26 protein-coding genes, 1 tRNA gene and 1 other RNA gene are annotated in these 25,064 nt (G+C 68.0%); 7 read left to right on the forward strand and 21 right to left on the reverse strand.

Features of this window, described 5'->3' with window-relative positions; all coding sequences use genetic code 11:
* From ACWELJ_RS04685 to ACWELJ_RS04695, 3 genes are all read left to right on the forward strand, one after another.
* Nucleotides 1–473: ABC transporter permease subunit (locus ACWELJ_RS04685; protein WP_452364814.1), on the forward strand; the 473-nt coding region annotated here is incomplete at its 5' end.
* Nucleotides 470–1,396, forward strand: a complete 927-nt coding sequence (locus ACWELJ_RS04690; RefSeq protein ID WP_452364815.1) for an ABC transporter permease — start codon at nt 470–472, stop codon at nt 1,394–1,396. The genes ACWELJ_RS04685 and ACWELJ_RS04690, both read left to right, overlap by 4 nt.
* 26 nt (nt 1,397–1,422) lie before the next feature.
* Nucleotides 1,423–2,403 carry an ornithine cyclodeaminase family protein gene (locus tag ACWELJ_RS04695; protein ID WP_452364816.1) on the forward strand — a complete coding sequence of 327 codons (981 nt, stop codon included), beginning with the start codon at nt 1,423–1,425 and terminating at the stop codon, nt 2,401–2,403.
* Between the two features lie 10 nt (nt 2,404–2,413).
* Here the strand turns inward: ACWELJ_RS04695 and ACWELJ_RS04700 are convergent, their stop codons facing one another.
* From ACWELJ_RS04700 to smpB, 10 genes are all read right to left on the reverse strand, one after another.
* On the reverse strand, nt 2,414–3,916 hold the full coding sequence (locus ACWELJ_RS04700; RefSeq protein ID WP_452364817.1) for a chlorohydrolase family protein: 1,503 nt from the start codon (nt 3,914–3,916) through the stop codon (nt 2,414–2,416).
* Nucleotides 3,889–5,148: an amidohydrolase family protein gene (locus tag ACWELJ_RS04705; RefSeq protein ID WP_452364818.1), complete on the reverse strand. Its 1,260-nt coding sequence runs from the start codon at nt 5,146–5,148 to the stop codon at nt 3,889–3,891. Before ACWELJ_RS04705 ends, ACWELJ_RS04700 begins: the two co-directional genes overlap by 28 nt.
* Complete coding sequence (locus tag ACWELJ_RS04710; protein ID WP_452364819.1) at nt 5,145–6,674, reverse strand: ABC transporter substrate-binding protein; 1,530 nt, start codon at nt 6,672–6,674, stop codon at nt 5,145–5,147. Before ACWELJ_RS04710 ends, ACWELJ_RS04705 begins: the two co-directional genes overlap by 4 nt.
* 8 nt (nt 6,675–6,682) lie before the next feature.
* Entirely contained in the window at nt 6,683–7,726 is a 1,044-nt protein-coding gene (locus ACWELJ_RS04715) for an ABC transporter ATP-binding protein (protein WP_452364820.1), read from the reverse strand.
* Nucleotides 7,723–8,751 (reverse strand): ABC transporter ATP-binding protein, encoded by a 1,029-nt coding sequence (locus ACWELJ_RS04720; protein ID WP_452364821.1) that lies wholly within the window; start codon nt 8,749–8,751, stop codon nt 7,723–7,725. The genes ACWELJ_RS04715 and ACWELJ_RS04720 overlap by 4 nt, the downstream gene beginning before the upstream one ends.
* On the reverse strand, nt 8,748–9,632 hold the full coding sequence (locus ACWELJ_RS04725; RefSeq protein WP_452364822.1) for an ABC transporter permease: 885 nt from the start codon (nt 9,630–9,632) through the stop codon (nt 8,748–8,750). The genes ACWELJ_RS04720 and ACWELJ_RS04725 overlap by 4 nt, the downstream gene beginning before the upstream one ends.
* Nucleotides 9,629–10,555, reverse strand: a complete 927-nt coding sequence (locus ACWELJ_RS04730; protein ID WP_452364823.1) for an ABC transporter permease — start codon at nt 10,553–10,555, stop codon at nt 9,629–9,631. Before ACWELJ_RS04730 ends, ACWELJ_RS04725 begins: the two co-directional genes overlap by 4 nt.
* Before the next feature lie 311 nt (nt 10,556–10,866).
* Nucleotides 10,867–11,262 (reverse strand): hypothetical protein, encoded by a 396-nt coding sequence (locus tag ACWELJ_RS04735; RefSeq protein ID WP_452364824.1) that lies wholly within the window; start codon nt 11,260–11,262, stop codon nt 10,867–10,869.
* A gap of 218 nt (nt 11,263–11,480) precedes the next feature.
* Nucleotides 11,481–11,853: a transfer-messenger RNA gene (gene ssrA, locus ACWELJ_RS04740) on the reverse strand.
* Between the two features lie 103 nt (nt 11,854–11,956).
* Nucleotides 11,957–12,433: an SsrA-binding protein SmpB gene (smpB, locus tag ACWELJ_RS04745; protein WP_154787106.1), complete on the reverse strand. Its 477-nt coding sequence runs from the start codon at nt 12,431–12,433 to the stop codon at nt 11,957–11,959.
* Between the two features lie 170 nt (nt 12,434–12,603).
* Between smpB and ACWELJ_RS04750 the strand changes: the two genes are divergently transcribed.
* Complete coding sequence (locus tag ACWELJ_RS04750) at nt 12,604–12,888, forward strand: putative quinol monooxygenase (RefSeq protein ID WP_452364825.1); 285 nt, start codon at nt 12,604–12,606, stop codon at nt 12,886–12,888.
* 40 nt (nt 12,889–12,928) lie between these two features.
* On the opposite strand, the gene ACWELJ_RS04755 is transcribed toward ACWELJ_RS04750, so the two are convergent.
* The 10 genes from ACWELJ_RS04755 to ACWELJ_RS04800 form a co-directional block, all read right to left on the reverse strand.
* Entirely contained in the window at nt 12,929–13,606 is a 678-nt protein-coding gene (locus ACWELJ_RS04755) for a slipin family protein (protein ID WP_452364826.1), read from the reverse strand.
* A 364-nt stretch (nt 13,607–13,970) separates the two neighbouring features.
* Nucleotides 13,971–14,043, reverse strand: a tRNA-Glu gene (locus ACWELJ_RS04760).
* A gap of 126 nt (nt 14,044–14,169) precedes the next feature.
* Nucleotides 14,170–14,490: a hypothetical protein gene (locus tag ACWELJ_RS04765; protein WP_452364827.1), complete on the reverse strand. Its 321-nt coding sequence runs from the start codon at nt 14,488–14,490 to the stop codon at nt 14,170–14,172.
* A gap of 32 nt (nt 14,491–14,522) precedes the next feature.
* Complete coding sequence (gene recQ / locus ACWELJ_RS04770) at nt 14,523–16,583, reverse strand: DNA helicase RecQ (RefSeq protein WP_452364828.1); 2,061 nt, start codon at nt 16,581–16,583, stop codon at nt 14,523–14,525.
* Nucleotides 16,584–16,643: 60 nt separating this feature from the next.
* Entirely contained in the window at nt 16,644–17,549 is a 906-nt protein-coding gene (gene ftsX / locus ACWELJ_RS04775) for a permease-like cell division protein FtsX (RefSeq protein ID WP_452364829.1), read from the reverse strand.
* The gene (gene ftsE / locus ACWELJ_RS04780; protein WP_452364830.1) at nt 17,549–18,238 is read right to left on the reverse strand and encodes a cell division ATP-binding protein FtsE; all 690 of its coding nucleotides are present in this window, start codon (nt 18,236–18,238) and stop codon (nt 17,549–17,551) included. The genes ftsX and ftsE overlap by 1 nt, the downstream gene beginning before the upstream one ends.
* Nucleotides 18,239–18,295: 57 nt before the next feature.
* A complete protein-coding gene (locus ACWELJ_RS04785; RefSeq protein WP_452364831.1) occupies nt 18,296–18,472 on the reverse strand; it encodes a hypothetical protein in 177 nt (58 codons plus the stop codon).
* On the reverse strand, nt 18,450–19,298 hold the full coding sequence (locus ACWELJ_RS04790; protein WP_452364832.1) for a mechanosensitive ion channel family protein: 849 nt from the start codon (nt 19,296–19,298) through the stop codon (nt 18,450–18,452). Before ACWELJ_RS04790 ends, ACWELJ_RS04785 begins: the two co-directional genes overlap by 23 nt.
* A gap of 48 nt (nt 19,299–19,346) precedes the next feature.
* Entirely contained in the window at nt 19,347–20,465 is a 1,119-nt protein-coding gene (gene prfB, locus ACWELJ_RS04795) for a peptide chain release factor 2 (protein WP_452364833.1), read from the reverse strand.
* 102 nt (nt 20,466–20,567) lie between these two features.
* The gene (locus tag ACWELJ_RS04800) at nt 20,568–21,425 is read right to left on the reverse strand and encodes a helix-turn-helix transcriptional regulator (protein ID WP_452364834.1); all 858 of its coding nucleotides are present in this window, start codon (nt 21,423–21,425) and stop codon (nt 20,568–20,570) included.
* 146 nt (nt 21,426–21,571) lie between these two features.
* Between ACWELJ_RS04800 and ACWELJ_RS04805 the strand changes: the two genes are divergently transcribed.
* The gene (locus tag ACWELJ_RS04805; protein ID WP_452364835.1) at nt 21,572–22,168 is read left to right on the forward strand and encodes an NADPH-dependent FMN reductase; all 597 of its coding nucleotides are present in this window, start codon (nt 21,572–21,574) and stop codon (nt 22,166–22,168) included.
* A gap of 110 nt (nt 22,169–22,278) precedes the next feature.
* On the forward strand, nt 22,279–23,064 hold the full coding sequence (hisN, locus tag ACWELJ_RS04810; RefSeq protein WP_452364836.1) for a histidinol-phosphatase: 786 nt from the start codon (nt 22,279–22,281) through the stop codon (nt 23,062–23,064).
* 98 nt (nt 23,065–23,162) lie between these two features.
* On the opposite strand, the gene ACWELJ_RS04815 is transcribed toward hisN, so the two are convergent.
* Nucleotides 23,163–23,417, reverse strand: a complete 255-nt coding sequence (locus tag ACWELJ_RS04815) for a hypothetical protein (protein WP_452364837.1) — start codon at nt 23,415–23,417, stop codon at nt 23,163–23,165.
* A 235-nt stretch (nt 23,418–23,652) separates the two neighbouring features.
* Between ACWELJ_RS04815 and ACWELJ_RS04820 the strand changes: the two genes are divergently transcribed.
* A complete protein-coding gene (locus ACWELJ_RS04820) occupies nt 23,653–25,041 on the forward strand; it encodes an acyl-CoA dehydrogenase family protein (protein ID WP_452364838.1) in 1,389 nt (462 codons plus the stop codon).
* Nucleotides 25,042–25,064 lie beyond the last annotated feature (23 nt).

Consider the following 25,064-nt stretch of genomic DNA (forward strand, 5'->3'; position numbering starts at 1 on the left):
CCGCGGTCATGGTGCGGCACACCGCGCTCGGCACCCGGCTGCGCGCGGTCGGACGCAATCCCGACGCCGCGGCCCGCCTCGGTCTGCCGGTCGACCGGCTGCGCTTCCTCAGTCTCGCCGGGGCGGGCGCGTTCGCGGGTCTGGCGGGCGGATTGCTGGTGGCCACAGCGCCTTTCGTGCTGGCCGAGGGATTCTCGTCCGGTTACGGCTTCTCGGGGCTGGTCGTGGGGCTTCTGGCCCGCGGCTCGCTGACCGCGGTCGCGGCGGTGTCGACGCTGCTCGGATTCCTGGTCTCCGGCGGCATCAATCTGCAGCTGGCGGCGAACGTGCCCGCCTCGACGGTGTCGGTCGTGGAGTCGCTGATGATCGTGTTCATCGCCGGTGCGGCCGTCTGGACCATGCGGCGGCCGAGGGTGGAAATAGTTGACACCCAAGATGTTTCCACGCCCGAACTGACGGGAGCGACTCGATGAGCCTTAACACAGTCACCGATATCGCCACCAGCGGAATCGGTTTCACCCTGCCGATCCTGGTGGCGGCGAGCGGCGAGCTGGTCAGCGAACGCGCCGGCGTGCTCAACCTGAGCCTCGAGGCGATGATGCTGACGGGCGCGTTCGCCGGGGTGCTGGGCGCGGTGTCCACCGGCTCACCGGTGCTGGGCACGATCGCGGCGGTCGCGGCGGCGGCGATCTTCGGTGTGCTGCAGGCGGTGTGGAGTGTCGCGCTGCGCGCCGATCAGATTGTCGTCGGCATCGCGAGCAATGCGCTGGCGCTGGGCGCGACCACCTACGGCGCCCGGCTGCTGCTCGCCGACGGCAAGGGGCACAGCGCGCCCGGTTTCGACCCGGTGCGCATCCCGCTGCTGCACCGCGTCCCGGTGGTCGGGCCCGCACTGTTCGGGCAGACGGCACTGGGTTATCTGTGCATGGTGGTCGTCGCGGCGCTGGCGGTGGTGTTCGCGCGCCGGACCAAGCTCGGGCTCGTCGTCGACGCCATCGGTGAGGACGCGGTCGCCGCCGACCGCACCGGCCTGCCGGTGCGCGTGATCCGTTGCGCCTGTGTCCTGCTGGCCGCCGTCGCGGCCGGTCTCGGCGGCGCCCAGCTCGCCTTGTCGGAAGTGCATTCGTTCAGCGACAACATGACCGGCGGCATCGGCTATCTGGCCGTCGTCGCGGTGATCGCGGGCCGCTGGCGGGCACTCGGGGTGATCCTGGCGTCGGTCTTCTTCGGCCTGGCCCAGGCCCTGCAGTTCGCGCTCCCCGCTCTCGGTTTCCACATCCCGTTCGCCCTACTGGTGATGCTGCCGTATCTGATCGCCATCGTCGCCGTCAGCGGTCTGGTCGGCAACAGCCGTTCCCCGCGCGACCTGACCGTCGCTTTCGCCCGCACCGCCTGACCCGCATCCGTCCTCGAGGAGCATCGTTGACTCTGATCCTGTCGCATTCCGATGTGCGCGCCGTGCTCGATCGCGGCGAGGTCCTGGCCGCCGTGGAACGCGCCCACGCCGACCTCGCCCGCGGCACCGCCGTCGTTCCCGCCCCACCGGCCATCGCCCTGGGCGGGGCGGCGTTCATTCCCATGGTCGCGGCCGCCGAGTCCGCGGGCGCGGCGGCGGTGAAGCTGCTGGCCGACATCCCCGCCAATCGCGAGCGCGGACTCCCCGTCCAGCGTTCGGTGATCGTGGTGACCTCCGCCGAGCACGGCGGCTGCGAAGCCCTCATCGACGGCCGCCTGGTCACCGCCGTCCGCACCGCGGCGGCCACCGCGGTCGCCACGAAATACCTTGCCCGCCAGCACAGCTCATCCCTGGGCCTGATCGGCGCCGGCGCCCTGGCCGTCGAGCACACTCGCGCGATCGCCCGAGTCCGCGCCCTGGACACCGTCCTGGTCTGGTCCCGCACCGCCGCCACGGTCGACGAATTCCGCAAGGCCATAGCCGATCTCGACCTCACCGTCGAAGCCATGGCATCCCCCGGAGCGGTCACCCGCACCGCCGACATCCTCTGCACCCTCACCCCGTCCAAGGACCCCATCGTCCGCGGCGCCTGGTTCGGCCCCGGCCTGCACGTCAACGCGGTCGGCGCACCCCCGCGCAGCGACCACCGCGAAGTGGACGGCGAGGCCATGCGCCGAGCCCGGGTCGTCGTCGACTCCACCGCCACCACCCTCACCAAATCCGGCGACACCCTCCTCGCCATCGCCGAAGGCGCCATCGACAAATCCTCCGTCACCACGGAACTCGGCGACATCATCACCGGCGCCACCCCCGCCCGCACCACCGACACCGAGATAACCCTCTACAACTCCGTCGGCATCGGCCTCCAGGACCTGGTCACCGCCCGCCTGATCATCGACAAGGCCCGAGCCGACGGGGTCGGCACCGAAATCGACCTCAGCGCATAGACGCATACGCTCAGGTCGTGAACCGCGTTCGGGGAAACGACGGCGGGAAGAGGTCATCGGTTTCCCGTCGCAGATAGTCTCTTTCGGAGTACGCCTCGCGCATGCGGTCGAACAGGGATTGGGCCCGGCGGGCCATACCGGGCAGATCGGCGCCCGGCATTTCGCCATCCCGCATGACGATGCGCCCGGCGATCATCGAGAAGGTCGCCGCGCGGGCGGTGCTGTTCATGCAGATCGTGCGGACCGGATCGTCGAGCACCCCGTCACGGAAGTCGCCGAGGTGGAAAGCAACCAGGTCGGCGGTGGCACCCACCGCGATTCGGCCCAGGTCGGTCCGGCCGAGGGCGGTCGCGCCGCCCAGCGTCGCGGCGGTCAGATAGTCGCCGTAGCCGGCCGCGTCGAGGCGGTGCGCACCGACCTTGGCGACCGCGACGCCGATGTCGATGCCCCGGATCAGGTCGGGCGGAAACGAGTCGGTGCCGAGCGCCAGACCGACACCGGCCGTTCGATAACGCTCGAAGCTGTCCAGGGCCGCGCCGTAACGCGCCGAGGTGAGCGGGCAGTGCACGATCGTGACGCCCGCGGCGGCCATGGTCGCGACGTCGGCATCGGTCCCGAGGCCGACGAGCGGGTGCGAATCGACGTAGATCCCGTGCGGCAGCAGAAGTTTCGGACCGAGCAGACCCACCCGATCCAATACCTCGAGCGGCGGCGCGCCGAACTTCTCCAGCACGAGCCGGCGCTCGACGAGCCCCTGCAGGGCATGCAGCCGGACGAGCACCCCGGCTTCCGCGGCGAGCTTCGCGGTCCGCCGCAGCAGGTCTTCGCTGAGTGTCTCTATGCGACAAGGCAATAGGACCCCGTGCACAAGGTCCGAGGGGTTGTTCCGGGCCCAGTCCAGGAACCGCTCGGCCCCGTCGAATCCCTCGAGACCGAGCGCTTCGTTCCAATACAGGGAGCGGGTCCCGTTGTCGTCCACCACATTCACCCCGGAGCGGTAGCTCGGCCCGAGGTAGACCCGCAGCCCCAGCCGCTCGGCGGTCTCGGCCATGGCCACCGCGTCCTCGAAGGTCTCCGCCCAGTCGCTGTGCACCTCCGAGGCGATGGGCATGGCGGTGGTGACGCCGTGTCGCAGCAGCTGAACGAACCCGTATTCGCGGATGAAAGCCCGTTCGGCGCTGTCGAATACGGCTCGCCGCCGCCGCTCGGCATAGTCGCGGGACCATTGCAGTCCGAGTCCGAGCTCAGGCGACTGCCACGAGTCGATCAGGGCGTGGTCGATATCGGTCAGCGCGTCGAGATCGATGAAGCCCGGCATGAGCAGGGACTCACCCAGCTCGATCACCTCGTCCACCGCGACCGCCCCACGCGGTCCGACGGCGAGGATGCGGGTCCCGTCGACCACGACCTCCGCATTCTCGAGCAGCACGTGCCCGCCATCCGAATAGGCGAGCACATGCGCGGCCCGGACGCCGCGACGCCCGCTCACCTCCCGGCCCCGCTGCCCGGCCATTCGAAACCCTCCAGGGCGGTGTCGACTTCGACGACCGCCCCGCGATGCACGACCGTCCGCCCGGCGGGCCGATCCATCACCGCCCCGGTCGGGCTGATCGCATCGACCAGCAGGAATTCGGCGGGATCCCCGGGCTCGAACCCGGGGTGCAGCCCGAGCCGATCGAGGACGCTCAGGCCGCGATCGATCACCCCCGCACCGCCCCAGGTGGCGACGGCGAGCGCGTGCTCGATCTCCGTATCGCTGGAGAACCCGTTGGTGAAGGCCAGCTGCCAGGCCCGATCGAGCATGTCGCCAGTGCCGTACGGGGACCAGAAGTCTCGCTGGCCGTCCATGCCGACCCCGACCCGCACACCCGCCGCCGCCAGCTCGAGCAAGGGGAGCTCCCAGCCGTTCCCGCCCGCGGCGTGGGTGATCGCCACGTCGTTCGCCGCCAAGCGCGCGATCATCTCCGCGACGCCGGGCAACCCGCTCGCGAGACACCGGGCATGCGAGATCGTCACCTGCCCTCGCATGCCGAGCGCCTCGACCCGTTCCAGGATCAGCGACAGGGTGAACAGGCCCAGCTCACCGGCCTCGTGCAGATGGATGTCGACCCCGACCCGATGCCGTTCGGCGAGCAGGAAGACGGCGTCGAGGTGCCGCACCGGGTCACGATCGATCTCGCACGGGTCGATGCCGCCGATGAGGTCCGCGCCCGCGCGCAGGGCCGCGTCGAGCAGATCCACGACGCCGGGTTCGCGCAGGATCCCGACCTGCGGAAAGGCCACGATCTGCACATCGGCGACAGTGGCATAGCGTTCCCGTGCCGCCAGGACGCCCTCGAGCTTGTCCAACCGCGAGTCGGCATCCACCTGGGCGTGGGTGCGGATCCGGGTGGCCCCGTTGGCGACTGCCACGGCAAGGGTGAAGGAAGCCCGTTCCGTGACAGTGCGTTCCGCCGATCGCCAGTGCTCCCGATCGTTCATGATCCGGCCCCAGCGGCCGGGCGCGCCGGTGTAGGGGCGGACGGGCAGGCCGAGACAGCTGGAGTCCAGGTGCAGATGGACATCGGAGAGCGCGGGCAGGATGAGCCGCCCGCTCCCTTCGAGGTGGTCACCGACGGTGGGGCCGCGGTCGGCCGGTGCCGCCGTCACCACCTCGGAAACCGCTGCCACCACCCCGTTTTCGATGATCAGGTCGACCGGCTTTCCGCCCCACGGATGGACATTGCCGATGACCAGGTCGCTCATGCGGCGGTCCGGAAGGTCGCGGCGTGCGCGGTGATCATGCCGTCGGCCCGCGGCGTCCAGTTCAGCCTGGGGTTCACCGCGTAGTTCGTGTCGGGGGTGTACAGGCCGATGAGCAGTGCGTGGGCATCATTGAACTGGAACAGCTCCCGGTAGGCGTTGATCCGGTCCTGTCCGCTGACGGTCCGTGTCTTGGCGACCAGCGCGGCGGTGGCGGGCAGCATGGCGTAGTCGTTCTGCTGTCCGCCGAACATGGAGGACACCGGCGCGTCGCCGTCCAGTGTCGAGGGCGCGTAGGTGTTCAGGTACAGGCCCTTCGCGGTCTTCGTCCCGTAGATGATCTGCGAGAAGCTGCCCTGATCGGTGCCCTGCAGGGTGACCTTGAGTCCGACCTTGGCGAGGTCGCCCTGAATCGCCTGCGCGATTTCGGAACTCAGCGGGATGCGCCCGTTCGTGGCGTACTGGAACGGGATCTCCTGACCGGTGTAGCCGGACTCGGCGAGCAACTGCTTGGCCTTGGCCGGGTCGTAGGTGGCGTGCGGGTAGGTCGGGTCGTAGCCGCCCACATTCGCGGCGATGAGCTGATTGTCGACCGACGCCTTTCCGGCGAGCACGTTCTTCACGATGCTTTCACGATCGATGGCCACCGAGATGGCCTGGCGCACCTTCTCGTTCGCCAGCGGCCCTCCCGACGAATTCATGCCCAGGAAGGTGACACCGTTGGACACTTTCGATGTGAGGGTGACATTCGACGAACCCGTCAGTGCGGAAACCTGATTCGGCGCGATCAATGCCACATCCAGGCTGCCGGACTGCACCCCGTTGAGGCGGGCATCGGCGTCGCTCACCGTCTTGAAGGTCACCTTCTCCACCGCGGGCACATCGCCCCAGTAGTTCGGATTGCGTTTGACCACGTACTCGACACCGCGGGTGTAGTGATCGAACACGAACGGTCCCGAGCCGACCGGCGCGGCGGCGAAGCCGGCGGAACCCAGTTTGGTGTACACGCTCTCGGGCACGATCGAGACGCCGGTGACAATGCTCGGCCACGCGGAGTAGGAGGCGTTCAGCGTGAACACGACCGTGTTCTGCGGGCCGACGGCGGCGGATTGGAACATCTCCATATAGGAGGCCGGATCACCGGACGGCGTCGCCTTGATCGTGTTGTAGGTGAAGGCGACGTCGGAGGGCTTCACCGGCTCACCATTGTGGAACTTGGCGTTGTCGCGAATCGTGAACGTCCACTTCGTGAAGTCGGCGTTCGGCTCCCAGCCGGTGGCGAGCAGCGGTGTGATCTTGCCGTCGTTGTCGAAGCGGGCCAGCTGATCGAAGGCGGCGAAATAGTAGTTGTAGCCGGCCAGCGAGCCATCGACGATCGGGTCGGGGACATGTTCGGGCTCGGCGACCGCGCCCACCACGATCGCATTGGCCGAGGTGCCGGAGCTGCCGGCCGGCGCACAGCCGGTCAGCGCCACGGAGGCGGCCAGGACGGTCAGCGCGGCCATGGCGACGGGGATCTTGAATCTCACGGATGTTCCTAATCACTGAGGAGGGAAAGGGATTTCGCGGGCCGAGTAGTCGAGACAGGAAAATGGCAGGCGACCGAATGACCCGTACGGCCGAGCAGATCGAGCGAGTCGGCCGGGTCCAGCGGTGTGAGCGGGGGTTCCCGCTCGGCGCAGATGTCCCTCGCGCCGGGGCATCGGGTGCGGAAGGTGCACCCGCTCGGTGGGTTCGAGGCATCGGGCATCTCGCCGCGCACGAGCACCGCGGCATCACGGCCGCGCCGATGGGGATCGGGAACGGGCGCCGACGCGATCAACGCGCGGGTGTAGGGATGGCTCGGATCGGTGAAAACCGCTTCGGTCTCGCCGATCTCGACCAGCTTTCCCAGATGCAGCACGCCGACTCGGTCCGCCATGTGCCGCACCACCGAAAGATCGTGTGCGATGAACAGATAGGAGAGTCCGAGCCGCTCCTGCAGGTCCTGCAGCAGATTGATCACCTGCGCCTGAACCGAGGCGTCGAGCGCGGAGACCGGTTCGTCGAGGACCAGTACCTCCGGTTCCAGCGCGAGCGCGCGTGCGATGCCCAGGCGTTGCCGTTGCCCGCCGGAGAACTCGGCGGGGCGGCGCGGTAGGGCGTCCGCGGTGAGACCGACCTGGTCCAGGAGTTCCACCACCCGCTCGCGCGTGTATCCGCCGGTGATGCGCAGCGGTTCGGCCACGATGTCGTGCGCGGTCATGCGCGGGTCGAGCGAGGAGTACGGGTCCTGGAAGACCAACTGCACTCGGTTCCGCAGGGCCCGTCGCGCCCGTGGCGTCAGGGTCCGCAGGTCCCGGCCGAGTATCCAGACGCGACCGGCCGCCGGGGTGTTGATCCCGAACAGCGTGCGCACCAGCGTGGATTTGCCGCCTCCGGATTCGCCTACCAGGCCGAAGGTTTCGCCGCGACGGACCTCGAAGGTGATTCCGTCGAGGGCCCGCAGGGTCCGTGGCCGGCGCAGTCCGCGACGGATGTCGAAACTCACGGCGAGGTCTTCGACCCGGATGACCGCTTCGGGAACAGCTGCCGGATTCATGCCGATGCCTCCTGTCCGATGTGGGCGTGAGCGGGCGGGCAGGCGATCGCGTGCTCGGCATCCAGCGGGACCAGCACGGGTGTGGCCGTCTCGCATTCGCTGTTCTTGCCCGGGAATTCGCATCGTGGCGCGAACCGGCAGCCGGGCGGCCGATCGGTCGGAGCGGGCGGTGAGCCGGGGATGGCGTAGGCGCGGCCCTGGGCCTCCGCGCGCTCCTGGCCGAGCAGGCTGCGCTGCAGTCCGCGGGTGTACGGGTGGGTGGCGCGGTCGAAGACCTGCCAGACCGTGCCCGTCTCGACAACCCCGCCCGCGTACATGATCGCGACGCGGTCGGCGTGCTGGGCGACGAGTCCGAGGTCGTGGGTGATGAGCACCATGCCCGCGTCACCGCGTGCCCGGGCGGTCGCCAGCACATCCATCAACTGGGCCTGAATGGTCACATCCAAGGCCGTGGTCGGTTCGTCGGCGATCAACACCGCCGGATCGTTCGCCATCGCCATGGCGATGACAGCGCGTTGCCGCATGCCGCCCGACCATTCGTGCGGATAGGCGCGGGAGCGCTGCTCGGGCTGCGGGATGCCCACTTCGGCAAGCAGTTCGACGACTCGACGGCGACGGGCCTTGGCATCGAGACGCTGATGGATCGCCAGTGCCCGCTCGATTTGCGTCCCGACCCGGCGTACCGGATTGAGCGAGGTCATCGGATCCTGGAACACCATCCCCAGATCCGCCCCGCGCAGCCGCCGCATGGTGGCCTCGTCGGCTCCGATCAGCTCGCGCCCGCGGAACTTCACGCTGCCGGAGAAGACGGTCAGCGGCGGGGTGAGCAAGCCCAGCACGGCGAGCATGGTCACCGACTTGCCGGAGCCGGATTCGCCGACCAGACAGAGCACTTCACCCGCTTCGAGGGAAAGGCAAACGGAATCGACGAGCACCACGCGTTCGCCGGATCCGGTCACGTAGCCGATGGTGAGGTCGGTGACCTCGAGCAGCGGGACGCTGTCGTGGGATCGGTTGCCGCTCATGCCGTCACCGCCTTCCGGAACGGCGACCGCGCGCCCGTCCCCTGGTGCGATCCGCTGCCCTCGGCGGTGAATCGCTGACTGATCAGCAGGGTTCCGGCGATGACGAGCAGCAGCGCGGTCGCCGGAACCAGCGTCAGGAACGGCGCCTGCCGCACATACTTCTGCCCGTCGGTGATCATCAACCCCCAACTGGGAGTGGGTGGTTGCACGCCGAGTCCGAGGTAGTCGAACGACGAGATCATGATCATGACGTTCCCCAGATCGGCGGTCGCCAGAATGCCCACCGGCACGAGCACGTGCGGCACGATGTGTTTGCGCATCACCCAACTCGAACTCGCGCCCAACAGCCGCGGCGCGATGACGAAGTCGCGCGTGGACAGACCCAGCGCCACCGAACGGCCGACTCGGGCATACCCCACCCAGAACGTCAATCCCAGAATGGTGGCCATGAGCCCGACACTCGGTCCGCGCACCGCGGACAACGCCATGATGACCAGGCTCATCGGAACCGCGAGCTGCACATCGGCATACCCCATCAGCAGGCTGTCCAAGGCGCCGCGGAAGTAGCCCGAGACGGTGCCGATGATGACGCCGATGACCGAGTTGACCACCACGATGACCACGACCAGACCCAGGGTGATCCGGCCCGCCAGCGCCAGGCGGCTGGCCAGATCGCGGCCCAGCGAGTCGGTGCCGAGCGGATATCGTGCCGTGGTGAACGGCCGCGTGAACGCGTCGGCCAACTCCTGCGAGTACGGACTGTAACCGTCGGTGAGGGGATACAGCAGCGAGAACAGCACGACCAGGAGAACCATGGCGACGCCGAGCAATGCGGCGAGATCGCGAGCGGACCTGATGCGGGCGAAGGCGGTTCTGATCATCGGACTCTCGCTCTCGGATCGACGAAGCCGTACAGGATGTCGACGGCGAGATTGACGACGACGAAGATGGTCGCGATGACGACCAGCCCGGACTGCACGACCGGAAAGTCCCGGCTGAACACCGAGGTGAGCATCAACTGGCCCAGACCCGGCCAGGCGAAGACGCTTTCGACGATCACCAGCCCGCCCAGCAGCGTGCCGAAATTGATGCCCGAAACCGTGAGGACCGGTAGCAGCGCGTTCGGCAGCACCTCGCGCAGCACCACGGTCGAGCGCCGTTCGCCGCGGGCATACGCGGTGCGCACATAGTCCTGTGCGCTCTCGGTGGTCAGCGAATTGTCGAGCAGCCGGGCATACACGACGAACTGCGCGGTCGCGATGGTGACCGCCGGCATCACGATGGACAGCGGATTCGCGCTCGCCAGCGACGGCAGCCAACCCAGGGTCACCGAGAACATCAGCACCAACAGCAGACCGAACAAGAAGTCCGGCACCGCGAGTCGCGCCGCACCGAGCCCGAGCAGTACGCCGCGCAGTGACCGGATCTCGGTCAGATGCACCGTCAGCACCGCGAGGAAGGCGAGCAGGATTCCGAGCACGAACCCGGCCGTCCCGAGCTGCAGCGAAGCCGGCAACCGCTCCGCGACGATCGCCATCGACGAGGTGCCCTGCTGCCGGTAGGAATCGCCGAAGTCCCCGGCGAGCACTCCGCGCAGATAGTCGACGTACTGGGTGAGCGGCGGCTTGTCGAAGCCCAGCTTCGCGGCGAGCGCCGCGATATCGGCCTCGCTCGCCGTCTCCGGCAACAGGGTGGCCGCCGGGCTACCGGTCAGCCGTCCGAGCGCGAAGGCCAGCGAAACCACCACGAACACCGTGATCACCGCCTGCAGCAAGCGGCGCAGTAGATAGACGACCAAGCTCAACTCTTCTCATCCGGACACGCGGCCTACAGAATTGGATTGGCCGGTATCCACGTCGTCATCCGGGCGTTTCGCAGCCGTGAACGATGAGATATACGAAATGACCTGCGAATTGCGATGTTTCGAAACATTCGGGCACATCGAACGCAGGAATCGAACGCCGCCACTCGAACACGAACGAGGTCCCCTCACCCAGGGTGAGGGGACCTCGTTCAGCGCACGACGTCGTAGACGAGTCGGGTGGCACCGAATGATCCGGTATTCAACTGTCCTGCACCCACGTCCGACCGACTGAGATCGGCGTGGCCAGGGGGTTACACGGCGTCGAGCGCAACGGCGATCTTGCCGGCCATGGCGGTCACCGCCGGGCTCGGAACACCCTTGGCCTGCGCGGTGGCTTCGACCGCGACCAGCACGGTGGCGCGGAAGTTGGCGGCCTCGGCCGGGTCCTGCGCGCCGAGCACGGTGATCGCCGCCGTCAGCGCGGGCAGCACCTGATCAGCCAACTCGGCGACACTCTTGCCCTCCAGGTGGATGTCACGGGCCCGGGTGGACAACACATGCCCGACCACGCCGGTCGCCGAGGTGAGGGCGATCGAGCCCTGGCTGCTGCCCTTGTGCGGCGCACCGGCAGCGGAAAGCAGGGCGACCGCGCCGTATGCGGCAGTGCGGATGGTGCTCTTGTCCTGGTCGGTCAGCGTGATGGACATGTCGTGTTCTCCTTCGAATCTTGGGTGATCCCAACCGGTTCGGTCCCGGTCGTTCTCTTCGATGAACACACTGTGGCCGGGCAGCCTGACACCGCCCTGACGACAACCTGATACGTCCACTGACATGGATGGCGCGGTCGAGATGACCGGCGCTGCTGGATATTCGGCGAGACGGGAGGCACGAGAAAGGCCCCTCACCTGGTGGCGAGGGGCCTTCGAGGTGGAGCTGCCGGGAATCGAACCCGGGTCCTCCGCCGCATCTTCAGGGCTTCTCCGTGTGCAGTTCGCTATGCCTCTGCTTGGATCTCCCGGTCACGCGAACAAGCCGAGATGACGATCCCAGTCGCTGTTAGGTGTCCCATCCGGCGCCGCGACCGCGCCGGACGGTAGAGCCCTCTAGCTGATGCCAGGGACCGGGTCGAGGGCGAACCCGGGCTGACAGACACGCTTCGTTGCTTAGGCAGCGAGAGCGTAGTCGCGCTGATGAGAATCGGCGCTTATAGGGTTACAGCGACGCTTATACGGTGGTCTCCTGCCTGCACCGACACGCTTCCCCTGAATCAACGTACGCAGTCGAAACCGTTCAGCCCCGTCTGTGTTCACCGATTCAGATGAACTTCCCGGCTCTCACCGGGCTACCTATCCTAACACCGCACAAACCTTGGTTCATTCCATTAACGCGCGGGCGAGCTACTCAGCCGCGCATGCCCTTGATGCGGCGGCCGAGTTCGCGGGTGACCTCGCGTTCGGCGTCGCGTCGGGCCAGGTCCTGGCGCTTGTCGTAGTCCTGCTTACCCTTGGCGAGGGCCAGTTCGACCTTGACCTTGCCGTCGGAGAAGTACATGGACAGCGGGACCAGGGTGAGGCTGGACTCCTTGGTCTTGCCGAGCAGCTTGTCGATCTCGCGACGGTGCAGCAGCAGCTTGCGGGTGCGGCGCGGGGCGTGGTTGGTCCAGGTGCCGTGGCCGTACTCGGGCACGTGCAGGCCGCGCAGCCACACCTCACCGTCGTCGATGGAGGCGTAGGCGTCGACCAGCGAGGCCTTGCCCTCGCGCAGGCTCTTCACCTCGGTGCCGACCAGCGCGACCCCGGCCTCGTAGGTCTCGAGGATCGCGTAGTTGTGCCTCGCCTTCTTGTTGCTGGCGATGACCTTGCGCCCCTTTTCCTTCATGTCTCCTCTATCGTCCCGTCGCCGGTCGGAATTCCCAACCAGCTTACGGATCGTCCGACCGGGTTCCGGTGGCCGGGACGCGCCCAGTCCGGACCGGGTGCCCCGGTGTTAATCATGAAACCGGCGCTGGCGTGAGCCAGTTCACAGCGACTCTCCTCGAAAGGACCTCCGTGCATACGGCTTTCATCCGAATCAAGGTCGATCCCGCCGCCGCCGACCAGGTCGCGCAGGCCATGCTGACGCTCACCGCACCCACCCTGGCCGAGCCCGGCTGCCACACCTACGAGTTCTACCGCGACAACGACGACCCGTCACTGTTCCTGTGCTTCGAGCACTGGGATTCCCGCCAGGCCCTCGACGATCACGGCTCGACCCCGCACGTGCAGGCCTTCCTCAGCGAGTTCGGCCCGCACATCCAGGTGTGGGAACAGAACCACACCTCCGCGCTGGCCTGAGGCGGATCCCGGCCAGAACACACCGTTCCGGCCGGGAACCTCAGACGGTCTCGCGCGAGTCGAGCACGACCTTCGCGCCCGGCGACGCCGCGACCTGCAGGGTGCGCAGGCGCAGCAGCACCGGGTTGTCGGTGAGCAGCTTGGCCGTATTGGCCAGCGACCGCAGCGCGGCCGCCTCGGCGCGGGCCCGCTCGAGCTCGGCCCGACCGCGCTCACGGGCCAGGACCGTCTCCAGGGCGGCCTTGCGGAGCTCGCCCGGGAGCATGAGGTCCTTGGCGCGCACGGCGTCGACCCGGATGCCGAGCCGCTCGACCGCGGCCGCGACCGTCGCCGTCCCGGAACCGAGCAGCGCGCGATCGGCGACCAGCTCGTCGAGGGTGTGCGCGGCCACCAGGTCACGCGCGACCTCCTGAACCGCGCCGTACAGCACCACCTCGGCGTTCTGCGCTGCGACGGTGAACGCCACCGGATCGGTGACCACCCAGTCGGCTGCGAAGCTCGCGCGCAGCGACAGGCCGTCCGAGGTCAGCAGCTCCTGGCCGACGACCTGGAGCATCCGCGGGCGCATATCGACGGTGACGAGCTTGCAGCGCTGCTCGTCGTAGCGGTGCCGGCCCGGCTCCAGCGTCCGCTCCAGGACGCCGTCGCGGTACAGCAGGGTGCGCTGCCAATCCATGACAGTCGCATACGTCTTCGTGAACATCGTCTTCGTGAACATCCCAATCTCCTTCCCTCACTTGGCATCGGGCACGACCGGACACGCCCTGACCGATCACGGCACGCGGCGGGAGCCTCCCCCGTCCGGGGACGGAGAGCTCGCAGAGCCGCGACACCGCCCACGACCGGTCAGGGCGCATCACGTCAAGGAGTCGAACCTCGGCAGATGGAATCTGCGTCACCAGGGAGTGGCCGCCCCCGATGCGGGGAACGCGGTCCGGAGATCTCCGGTGCGCCCCTTGGTAGCGGCCGAGATCAAAGGTAGCCAGCGCATCGCGCTGCGCGCCAACGATTTTCCGGGCGCGGACAAGAGGGTCGTGAAATGCGAAAAGGCCCTTCAGTTTTCACTGAAGGGCCTTTCACAGTAGTCCCGACGGGATTTGAACCCGCGCTACCGCCTTGAGAGGGCGGCGTCCTAGGCCGCTAGACGACGGGACCAGGTCGCTCGCTGCGATCCGTGGACCGCGGCAGCTCCGAAAGCTTATCCTGCCGCCGCCCAGCAACCAAATCGCCTGTTGACGGGCTTGCGGAGGGCCACAGGACTCGCCCGCACGGACGCCGTGATCAGCTCTCCGGGACCTCGTCACGCCAGCCGCGCTCGAAGATCACTTCGAGCTTGTCCCCGATCGCGGCCTCGAGATCGATCCCGAGTTCGGCGGCGGTCAGCCACGCGCAGATGACCACGTCCGCCAGCTCGGCCCGCATCTCCTCGAATGTGCCTGTGCGGCGGGCCTGTCCGGACCAGCGGCGGTACGCCCCGACGAACTCGCCCGTCTCCTCGGCCAATGCGAGCACCTGCCGGTTCCGCGACCCCTCGGCCGGGAACCCGGCATCCCGCAGGCGGGCCAGGATTTCGGCCGCGACCTGCGGCATGTCGACTGTCATGGCGGCGACCGTCCTCTCGATGGTTCGCGGCTCTACTGGTAGTCCGGCGGCAGATCGCCGAAGTCCGGCGGCGCCTCATCGGGCCACGGGATGTCGTCGGCCGCGGCGAAGCCGCTCGGCTGCGCAGCGAAGCCAGGCGCTTGTCTGGCGGAACCGGCGGCCGGGTCAGCCGAGCGAGGCGCCGACGCCGCCGAGCCACCCCCGGCGTCGGAGCCACCCGCCGCGGCGATCACCTCGAGCACGCCCTCGCCGTACTTCGCGCGCTTGTTCTCACCGATGCCGGAGATGCCCGCGAGGTCGGACAGCGAGGCGGGTTTACGGGTGGCGATGTCGCGCAGCGTCGCGTCGTGGAAGACGACGTAGGCGGGTACGCCCTGTTCCTTGGCGGTGGCGGCGCGCCAGGCGCGCAGCTTCTCGAACAGGTCGGTGTCGGACTTGCTGAGGTCGCCCGCGGCGAGGCGGGAACCCTTGGCGGGCTTGGAGGTTCGGGCCGCCTTGGTGCGTTCGGGTTCGCGGCGGAGCATGACCTCGCGCTTCTCGAACAGCACCTGGTTGCTGGATTCGGTGAGGGTCAGCACGCCGTAGTCGCCGTGCACGGCGAGCAGCCCCTGGGCCAGCAGCTGGCGGATCACGCCGCGCCATTCGATATCGCGCAGCTCGGTGCCGATGCCGAAGACCTTGAGCTCGTGGTGGGCGTGCTGTTCCACCTTCGGATTGCGCTTGCCGATCAGGATGTCGACGATGTGGCCCGCGCCGAAGCTCTGGCCGCGTTCCCGCTTGAGCCGCAGCACCGTGGAGAGCACCTTCTGCGCGGGCACGGTGCCGTCCCACGCCTCGGGCGCGTTGAGGCAGGTGTCGCAGTTGCCGCAGCGCTGCCCCTGCTGGCCGAAGTAGGCGAGCAGCTGGACCCGGCGGCACTGGACGGTCTCGCACAGCGCGAGCATGGCGTCCAGGTGCAGTTGCAGCTGACGGCGGTGCGTGGCGTCGCCGTCGGAGGAGTCGATCATCTTGCGTTGCTGGACAACGTCACTGAGGCCGTAGACCATCCACGCGGTGGACGGCTGCCCGTCACGCCCGGCGCGACCGGTCTCCTGGTAGTAGCCCTCCACCGATTTCGGGAGGTCCAGATGGGCGACGAAGCGCACGTCGGGCTTGTCGATGCCCATGCCGAACGCGATGGTGGCCACCACGACCAGACCGTCCTCGCGCAGGAAGCGAGCCTGATTGGTCGCGCGGGTGCGATTGTCCAGTCCCGCGTGATACGGCACGGCCTCGACACCGTTGGCGGTCAGGAACGAGGCGGTCTTCTCCACCGAATTGCGCGACAGGCAGTAGACGATGCCCGCGTCCCCGGCGTGCTCGTTCTGGATGAACGAGAGCAGCTGGTGCTCGGCCCGGTTCTTGCCTTCGATCCGGTACTGGATATTGGGCCGGTCGAAGCTGGCCACGAAGTGCTTCGCGCCGCGCGCCTCGGTCAGATCCAGCCGTTCGGCGATCTCCTTGCGGGTGGCCTCGGTGGCGGTGGCGGTGAGCGCGATGCGCGGCACGTCCGGCCAGCGTTCGTGCAGCATGGACAGGCCCAGATAGTCGGGCCGGAAGTCGTGGCCCCACTGCGACACACAGTGCGCCTCGTCGATGGCGAAGACCGAGATCTTGCCCCGGTCCAGCAGCTGGGCGGTGGAGTCCAGCCGCAGCCGCTCGGGCGCGAGGTAGAGCACATCCAGCTCCCCCGCCACGAATTGCGCCTCGACCGTGCGCCGTTCGTCGGGGAACTGCGTGGAGTTCAGGAAGCCGGCGCGCACGCCGACCGCGGTGAGCGCGTCGACCTGATCCTGCATGAGCGCGATGAGCGGCGAGACGACCACGCCCACGCCCGGCCGGACCAGCGCCGGGATCTGATAGCACAGCGACTTGCCGCCACCGGTGGGCATGAGCACCAGGGCGTCGCCGCCGGAGATCACCTGTTCGACGATCTCCCGCTGCGGCCCGCGAAAATTGTCGTACCCGAACGTCTTCCGCAAAACCTGGTGTGCCGGATCACTTCCGGCATCACCCAGGTTCCCGTCAATGGTCTCGACCTCCGGCGCACTCACGACGGCAATCCTACGGACACCCTCCGACGCCCGGTGCCCGGTCGAGAACTTCGCACCCCGTCACTCGCGCACGTAGTACCGCAAGGCGACATACGCGGTGAGAGCGGCGAATCCGATACCGATCGGTGTGACGATCATGGCCACGGCCGCGATGTCGTCGCCGGTGATCCGCGGCAGCACCTGATCGTTGAACAGCGAACCCAGCGCCCGGTTGATCACCAGCGGCTGCGCCACGAACAGCCCGCCGATGGCCAGCACCGATCCGACCAGCGCGGCCAGCACGGCTTCCAGCAGGAACGGCAGCTGCGTGTACCAGCGCGTGGCGCCGACCAGTCGCATGATGCCGACCTCGGTCCGCCGGGCCAGCGCCGCGACCTGCACCATATTGGCGATCAGCATCAGGGCGGCCAGCGCCTGCAGCGCCGCCAATCCGAAGGCGGCGTTGCGCAATCCGACGAAGAAGCTGACCAGCCGGTCCACGATGTCCATGTCATTGAGCACGGTCATGACGCCGGGCCGCTTGGAGAAGTCGTCGTAGATGGACCGGTACTTGGTGACGTCGTCGAGCTTCACCCGGAACGAGGCGGGCAGCCCGTCCTTGCTCACCTCGTCGGCGAGACCCGGCTGATCCTTGAAGGTGGTCTCCTTGACCTCCTTCACCGCGTCCGCGCTATTGATGAACTGCACGTTCGCCACATAGTCGTGCTTCTTCAGGTCAGCCATGAGCGAGGCGCACGGCTGGCCGGTGCAGTCCGGATCCGACTTCGACACCTGATCGTCGAGGTACAGCCGGATCTCCACACGCTGGACGTAGTAGTCCTGGATCTTGTCGGCCATCCGGACCGCGAGCAGACCGCCGCCGAGCATGGTCAGCGACACCGCGGTGGTGAGGATCATGGCGATGGTCATGGTGACGTTGCGGCGCAGGCCGGTGAAGACCTCGCTGAACAGGAATCCCGCGCGCATTACCGGCCCACCCCGTAGACGCCCATCTCGTCGTCGCGCACGATGCGTCCGCGATCGAGTTCGACCACGCGCCGGCGCATGGCGTCGACGATGGTGTTGTCGTGGGTGGCCATGACCACCGTGGTTCCGGTGCGGTTGATGCGTTCGAGCAGCATCATGATGTCCTGACTGGTCTCGGGGTCGAGGTTGCCGGTCGGTTCGTCCGCCAGCAGCACCAGCGGCCGGTTCACGAAGGCGCGGGCCAGCGCGACGCGCTGCTGCTCACCGCCGGACAGTTCACCGGGCAGCCGGTCGGCCTTGCCCGCGAGCCCCACCATGTCGAGCGCCTCGGGCACCGACCGATTGATGAATGCTCGCGATTTGCCGATCACCTCCAGCGCGAACGCCACATTCTGTTCCACCGTCTTCTGCTGCAGCAGCCGGAAGTCCTGGAAGACGCACCCGATGCGCTGGCGCAGCTTGGGAACCCTGCGTCCCGGCAGCCGGTCGACCCGGAAGTCGGCGACCCACACCTCACCGGTGGTCGGTTTCTCGTCCTTCAACAGCAGCCGCATGAACGTGGACTTTCCGGAGCCCGAGGGCCCGATAACGAAGACGAACTCGCCTTTTCCGATATCGACGGAGACATTGTCCAGCGCCGGCCGCGTCGAGGTCTGATACGACTTGGTGACGTTGCGCAGGGTTATCACGGGGAGCCAGTGTAGCCAGGGCGACCGCGCCGCCGACTACACCGCGCGGGCACGGAGTCAGCGCTGGGTGTGCTCCGAGGTGTTTGGCAGATAGTTGCTGAGCACGGTATTCACGATCGGCGGGGTGCTCTTGGACTCGTGTCCGGCGGGCTTGACGACCACGTAGAGCCCGAAAGTGGCGACCCACACCGCCATCAGGATCGCGGTGGACTTACGGATTCGCTTGATCGACACCGACACTCATACCCTCCCGGCGCAGTGCCGCGGCCACCCGCACACGGAGCTCGCGCCCGACTTCGAACTGTTTGCCCGGCAGCGTCCGGGCCACCATCTTGATGTTCATCTGATTGACGGTGAGATCTTCGACACCCATCACGCTGGGCTCGTCCAGCAGCAGGGCCTTCAGCTTGCGATCGGAGAACGCCTTGGCCCCGACATCGCGCAGGACTTCGTTGACCTTGTTGATGTCGGACGTGGCGGGCACCGGCACATCGATGGCGGCGCGCGCCCAATCCTTGGACAGGTTGGTCACTTTCACGATCTGACCGTTGGGAACGATGACCACTTCGCCGTCCGCGCTGCGCAAGGTGGTGATGCGCAACGTGACGTCCTCCACCGTACCCTCGGCCTCCGCGGAGTTCCCGCTGACCGCGATCCGCACGACATCGCCGAAGCCGTACTGCCTTTCGGTGATGAGGAAGAATCCCGCGAGCAGATCCTGCACGATGCGCTGCGCGCCGAAACCCAGCGCCGCGCCCAGCACCGCGGCCGGGGCGACCAGTCCGCCCAGCTCGAAACCCAAGCGCCGCAGCACTTCCAGCGAGACCAGGAAGTAGACGATGGACAGCACCACCCAGGTGATCACCTGGGCCAGCGCGTGCCGATGCTTCGACGCCTCCGACCGCACCAGCGAGTCACTGCTGTGGAATCCGGCGTCGATGCGGCGGGTGATCTTGTCCCGCACATAGTTCGCGCCGCGGCTGAAGAGCATGGTGCCCACGACCAGCAGCACGATTTCCAAGCCGCTGGACCGCAGCCAATTTCCGAATTCTGTATTCATAGCGCCTCCGCTCCCCTCCGCCGTGCGGAGCGGGCAAGCCGAGTTGATCTAGTTCGCCGACTGCTCCCGCATGCGCCAGCGAATTCCGGCTTCGATGAAAGCATCGATGTCGCCGTCGAGCACGGCGGAGGGGTTGTTGACCTCGTAGTTGGTGCGCAGGTCCTTGACCATCTGGTACGGGTGCAGCACGTAGGAGCGCATCTGGTTGCCCCAGGAGGCGCCCTCGTTGGTCTTGAGCGCGTCCATCTGGGCGCGTTCTTCCTGCCGCTTGCGCTCGAGCAGCTTGGCCTGCAGCACGCGCATGGCCGAGATCTTGTTCTGCAGCTGCGACTTCTCGTTCTGGCAGGTGACCACGATGCCGGTCGGGATGTGGGTCAGGCGGACCGCGGAGTCGGTGGTGTTGACCGACTGGCCGCCCGGGCCCGAGGACCGGTACACGTCGACGCGGACCTCGCCTTCGGGGATCTCGATGTGGTCGGTGGTCTCGACGACGGGCAGCACCTCGACTTCGGCGAAGGAGGTCTGGCGGCGGCCCTGGTTGTCGAACGGGCTGATACGGACCAGTCGGTGCGTGCCCATTTCGACCGACAGCGTGCCGTAGGCGTAGGGCACCTTCACCGCGAAGGTCGCAGACTTGATGCCCGCCTCTTCCGCGTAGGAGGTGTCGTAGATCTCGACCGGGTACTTGTGGCCCTCGGCCCAGCGCACGTACATGCGCATCAGCATCTGCGCCCAGTCCGCGGCGTCCACGCCACCCGCGCCGGACCGAATGTTGACCAGCGCCTCGCGCTTGTCGTACTCGCCGGACAGCAGCGTCCGGACTTCCATCGCCTCGACGTCGGCGTGCAGGGTGGCCCGCTCGGCGTCGGCGTCGGCCAGCGCCGCGGTGCGGTCCGCGCCCTCCTCGGCCTCGGCGAGCTCGTAGAGCACCGGCAGGTCCTCGAGCCGCTGCCGCAGGTCGCGCACCCGCCGCAGTTCGGCCTGGGCGTGCGACAACTCGCTGGTCACGCTCTGCGCGTGCTCCTGGTTGTTCCACAGCTCCGGGTCGGCCGCCTGGTGTTCCAGCTCGTCGATGCGGCGAGCCAGCTCGTCGATATCGAGCACCGACTCGATGGTCTTCAGAGTGGTGTCGAGTTCGGCCAGATCAGCGGAGACGTCAGGATGCACGGTTTCCAAATCTACCGTCCCGCCGCACCGCGCCCTAACTTCGGCGTTCCCCGGCTTCGCCGAGCCGTGAGCGAGACCGCCACCAGGGACTATCGCCGCGAGTCACCCGGCGACGGCGCGCAGCCCGCCGGGACGGCGACCGACCAGTCGGTCGAGGGCGGCGGCGGTGGCGTCGTCGGCCGGCAGATAGACGATGAGGGTCTGGTCGTCGTCCGCCGAGAAGTGCAGGGTCTCGTAGGCCAGGCGCAATGACCCGGCCTCGGGATGTTCGAGGCGGCCGACGCCATTGGTATCCGGCAGGCCGGGGATGGTGTCGAGCCGATCGGTGAATTCCGGCCCGAGGGTCTCGGCGAGCTCGTCGAGCAGCGCGTTCACATGCGGGTCGTTGCGGCCGGGACCCTGTTTGAGGGTCGCGACCACCTTGTCCGCCTTGTGTTCCCAATCGGGATAGAACTCGCGGGCGCGCGGGTCGCACAGCACATAGCGTGCGTAGTTGCCGGGCAGGCCGGCGTCGAGCATGCCGATCGGGCCGAACAGGGCTCGGTAGCCGTCGGTCACGGCGAGGATCTCGGTGAGGCGGTTCATCACGGCGGCGGGTGCGGGCTCGAGCTGATCCAGCATGGCCTGCACGGCCGGGCGGATCCGGCGGTTGGGCCCGGAACCGCCGCGGCAGTTGAAGTTCGGGTCCCCGGCCTTCGCGAACCCGAGCAGGTGCAGCCGTTGCGCGGGGGTCAGGCGCAGCGCGTCGGCCAGCGCGATCAGCACCGGCGAGGACGGGCGCCGGTCGCGGCCTTGCTCGAGCCGAGTCAGGTATTCCACGGAAACACCCGCGAGCGTGGCCAATTCGGCCCGGCGCAATCCGGGCGTGCGCCGCCGCGGCCCGGTCGGCAGACCCACCTCGGCGGGTGTGACGGCCTCGCGGCGCAGGCGCAGGAACAGACCCAGCTCGTTCTCACTCACGCTTTCGACGGTAACAACCGGGACCGGGTCCGAGGGTGTCCCTGGCACTACCACTCTCAGCGTGGTCTCCCTACCGGTCTCGCGAACTCGCAGAGTTGATCCCGAGCGGCCGACCGAGCCGCACCGGATCCCCGAAGGAGACCATCATGACCAGCACGTCCCCGCGCCTCGCGGTGATCATCGGCAGCGTCCGGGAGGGCCGCTTCGGACCGGTGGTGGCCGAATGGTTCGCCGCGCAGGCCCGCGTCCACGGCGCGTTCGAGGTGGATGTGATCGATCTGGCCGACTACGACCTGCCGCACGAACTGCCCGCGATCCCGCTGGCGATGGAGCCGAATCCGGTTCGCCCCGGCAATGGTGACGAGTTGGCGGCGCGACTGGCGGCGGCGGACGCGTTCGTGATCGTCACGCCCGACATCAACCGCAGCTTCCCCTCGTCGCTCAAGACGGCTATCGACTGGCATCTGGCCGAATGGGATCGCAAGACAGTCGGATTCGTCGGCTACAGCGGCAAATCGGGCGGGCTGCTGGCCATCGAGGGCCTGCGCGCGGTCTTCAACGAACTCAACGCCCACACGCTGAAGGACTACATCTCCTTCTCCCGCTACTACCTGCTGTTCGATCAGTCCGGCGCGTTGCTCGACCCGGCCGAATTCGAGGAGGCCGCCGACCGTCTACTGACCCAGCTGCACTGGTGGGCAACGGCCCTCGGCACCGCCCGCCGGGCCGCCGTCCCGGCCTGACCGACCGCGTGGCACACCGCGAGCGAGCTGATCTCCGCTCACCGGTGTGCCATCGGTCGTTCGGGACGCGGGACACCCGGCGTTAACGGGGGAGGACTAACGTGCTCGGGGTGACCGGATACTCCGCTGACCTGGAACTTGCGCTGAGGCTGGCCGACGCGGCCGATGTGATCACCCGTGAGCGGTTCGGGGCGCTCGACTTGAAGATCGACTCGAAACCGGATCTGACGCCGGTGTCGGACGCGGATCTGGCGGTCGAGCGGATGGTGCGGGAGGTGCTCTCGGCCGAGCGCCCCGACGATCTGGTGCTCGGCGAGGAATTCGGCGGGGATGCCGAATTCACCGGCCGGCAGTGGGTGATCGATCCGATCGACGGGACCAAGAACTTCGTGCGCGGCGTGCCGGTGTGGGCCTCGCTCATCTCGCTGCTCGAGGACGGCGTGCCGGTGGTGGGCGTGGTGAGCGCGCCGGGGCTGTCGCGGCGCTGGTGGGCGGCCGCGGGCCAGGGCGCCTGGAGCACGTTCGAAAACGGTGAGCCCAAGGCCATTTCGGTGTCCGCGGTGGCGGAGCTGGGCGCGGCCAGTCTGGCGATCTCCAGCCTGACCGGCTGGCGGGCGATCGGGCGGCGCGCCAAGCTGATCGCGCTCACCGACGAGGTGTGGCGCACCCGGGGATACGGCGACTTCTACGGGTACGCGCTGCTGGCGGAGGGTGCGGTCGACATCGTCACCGAGCCCGAACTGTCGCTGTGGGACATGGCGGCGCTGGACATTCTGATCCGCGAGGCGGGCGGCACCTTCACGTCCCTGGACGGAAAGCCGGGACCGCACGGCGGGAGCGCGGTCGCGACCAATTCGCATCTGCAAGACCAGGTTCTGGCGGCCTTGCAGGCCTGATCGGAGAGATTCGTACGGGGGTACCCGGCACGGGCTGCGGTCCCGCTGCCGGGCGCGTCGCTACGCCTCGACTACTGCGTGGCGACGCCTCGGGGGTATCAGCCCAGCGGAACGCAGACCGAACCGAGGTTGATGTACGGGCCACCGGGGACGGACGAGCCGACGCCGACGGAGCCGAGGCCGATCTCGCTGTTGATGCCGCCGCCGCAGCCGCTGGTGCCCGAGCCGGTGCCGATGCCGGAACCGGTGATGCCGACGTCGATCGGCTGCAGCTGCACGTCGGCGCTGGCGTTGGGGGCGGCGAGGAAGAGACCGGCGGCAATCATGCCCACGGTTCCGAGCGCGATCTTCATATGTACGAACCTCCATCAGGAACGAGTTGTGCGCCGCCGACCCTAGCCCACTTCGCTATCTTCTGAAGTGCATTTATTTCACAGGATTCGGGCATTACGGGTCAGTAAGTCTGAACCACCGCTCTGACCTCGCGATTCGACAACACTCGACGACAGTTCTTACTCTGAAGTAAGATAGTCTTACTCAGGAGTAAGATTGCTGGGCAGGATCACCCACCTCCTCGATAGAAAACTGGTGATTATGAGCACTCGAGACACCGCAACGAAGCGGGATACGTCCGCCGTTGGCCTCAACCCGGTCAAACGCGACTGGATGGGCGCGGCGATGCGGGTCATGACGACCATCACGGGGTCCGACCTGGCCGAGAAGTACAACCTGCGCAAGCCGATCGAGCGGCTCACCTACGAGGGCACCAAGACCGGATTCCGCACCCTCGGCGCCGCGACCCGCGCGTTCGAGAAGGTCGCCGGCGGTGGCGCTCCGAAGCGGCTGCCCGCCAACGAGTCTCGCAAGAAGGACTACTTCGACCTCACCCCGACCGACGAGCAGCAGATGATCGTCGAGACGGTGCGCGACTTCGCCGGCGAGATCCTGCGCCCGGCCGCCTACGAGGCCGACAACTCGGCCAAGGCGCCGCGCGACCTGCTGGAGCGGGCCGCCGAGCTGGGCGTCACGCTGATCAACGTGCCCGAGGAGCTCGAGGGCGCGGCCTCCGAGCGGGGCGCGGTCACCAACTCCCTGGTCGCCGAGGCGCTGGCGTACGGCGACATGGGCCTGGCGCTGCCGATCCTGGCGCCGAGCGGTGTCGCGGTCGCGCTGTCGCAGTGGGGCACCGACGCGCAGCAGAAGAGCTACCTGGGCGCCTACGCGGGCGAGAACGTGCCGCAGTCCTCGGTGGTCATCTCCGAGCCGCAGGCGCTGTTCGACCCGTTCGCGCTGAAGACCAAGGCCACCCGCTCCCCCAGCGGTTTCCGCCTCAACGGCGTGAAGACCCTGGTCCCGGCCGCCGGTGACGCCGAGCTGTTCATCGTCGCCGCCGAGCTGGACGGCCGCCCGACCTTCTTCATCGTCGAGTCCGACACCGAGGGCGTCGTGATCGAGGCGGACCCGAGCATGGGTATGCGGGCCGCGGGCCTGGGTCGCCTGATCCTGAACAATGTCGCGGTTCCGGCCACCGCCCTGCTGGGCGACTCCGAGGGCGCGGTGCGCGCCGAGGAGTACGCCGACGCCGTGCGGCTGGCCCGCCTGGGCTGGGCCTCGCTGGCCATCGGCACCGGTCAGGCCGTGCTGGACTACGTGATTCCGTACGTGAAGGAGCGGGAGGCGTTCGGTGAGCCGATCGCGCACCGGCAGGCGGTCGCGTTCATGGTCGCGAACATGGCGATCGAGCTGGACGGTCTTCGTCTCGTGACGCTGCGGGGTGCGTCGCGCGCCGAGCAGGGTCTGTCCTTCGCCCGTGAGGCGGCGCTGGCCAAGAAGCTGGCCACCGACAAGGGCATGCAGATCGGCCTCGACGGCGTGCAGCTGCTCGGCGGCCACGGCTTCACCAAGGAACACCCGGTCGAGCGCTGGTACCGCGATCTGCGCGGTGTGGGCGTCGCCGAGGGCGTCGTTCTCCTCTGACCCGACTTCTCAACGGAGAGACC

Source organism: Nocardia sp. NPDC004582 (assembly GCF_053602115.1).

Excerpts from the sequence above, each read along its gene's own strand:
- ACWELJ_RS04755 (WP_452364826.1), bottom strand. The coding sequence starts at position 13,606 with ATGTTCACGAAGACGATGTTCACGAAGACGTATGCGACTGTCATGGAT.
- ACWELJ_RS04815 (WP_452364837.1), bottom strand. The coding sequence starts at position 23,417 with ATGAAGATCGCGCTCGGAACCGTGGGCATGATTGCCGCCGGTCTCTTC.
- ACWELJ_RS04720 (WP_452364821.1), bottom strand. The coding sequence starts at position 8,751 with ATGAGCGGCAACCGATCCCACGACAGCGTCCCGCTGCTCGAGGTCACC.
- ACWELJ_RS04725 (WP_452364822.1), bottom strand. The coding sequence starts at position 9,632 with ATGATCAGAACCGCCTTCGCCCGCATCAGGTCCGCTCGCGATCTCGCC.
- ACWELJ_RS04790 (WP_452364832.1), bottom strand. The coding sequence starts at position 19,298 with ATGAATACAGAATTCGGAAATTGGCTGCGGTCCAGCGGCTTGGAAATC.
- ACWELJ_RS04715 (WP_452364820.1), bottom strand. The coding sequence starts at position 7,726 with ATGAATCCGGCAGCTGTTCCCGAAGCGGTCATCCGGGTCGAAGACCTC.
- ACWELJ_RS04700 (WP_452364817.1), bottom strand. The coding sequence starts at position 3,916 with ATGGCCGGGCAGCGGGGCCGGGAGGTGAGCGGGCGTCGCGGCGTCCGG.
- ftsX (WP_452364829.1), bottom strand. The coding sequence starts at position 17,549 with ATGCGCGCGGGATTCCTGTTCAGCGAGGTCTTCACCGGCCTGCGCCGC.
- ACWELJ_RS04805 (WP_452364835.1), top strand. The coding sequence starts at position 21,572 with ATGACCAGCACGTCCCCGCGCCTCGCGGTGATCATCGGCAGCGTCCGG.
- ACWELJ_RS04765 (WP_452364827.1), bottom strand. The coding sequence starts at position 14,490 with ATGACAGTCGACATGCCGCAGGTCGCGGCCGAAATCCTGGCCCGCCTG.
- ACWELJ_RS04690 (WP_452364815.1), top strand. The coding sequence starts at position 470 with ATGAGCCTTAACACAGTCACCGATATCGCCACCAGCGGAATCGGTTTC.
- smpB (WP_154787106.1), bottom strand. The coding sequence starts at position 12,433 with ATGAAGGAAAAGGGGCGCAAGGTCATCGCCAGCAACAAGAAGGCGAGG.
- ACWELJ_RS04705 (WP_452364818.1), bottom strand. The coding sequence starts at position 5,148 with ATGAGCGACCTGGTCATCGGCAATGTCCATCCGTGGGGCGGAAAGCCG.
- ACWELJ_RS04735 (WP_452364824.1), bottom strand. The coding sequence starts at position 11,262 with ATGTCCATCACGCTGACCGACCAGGACAAGAGCACCATCCGCACTGCC.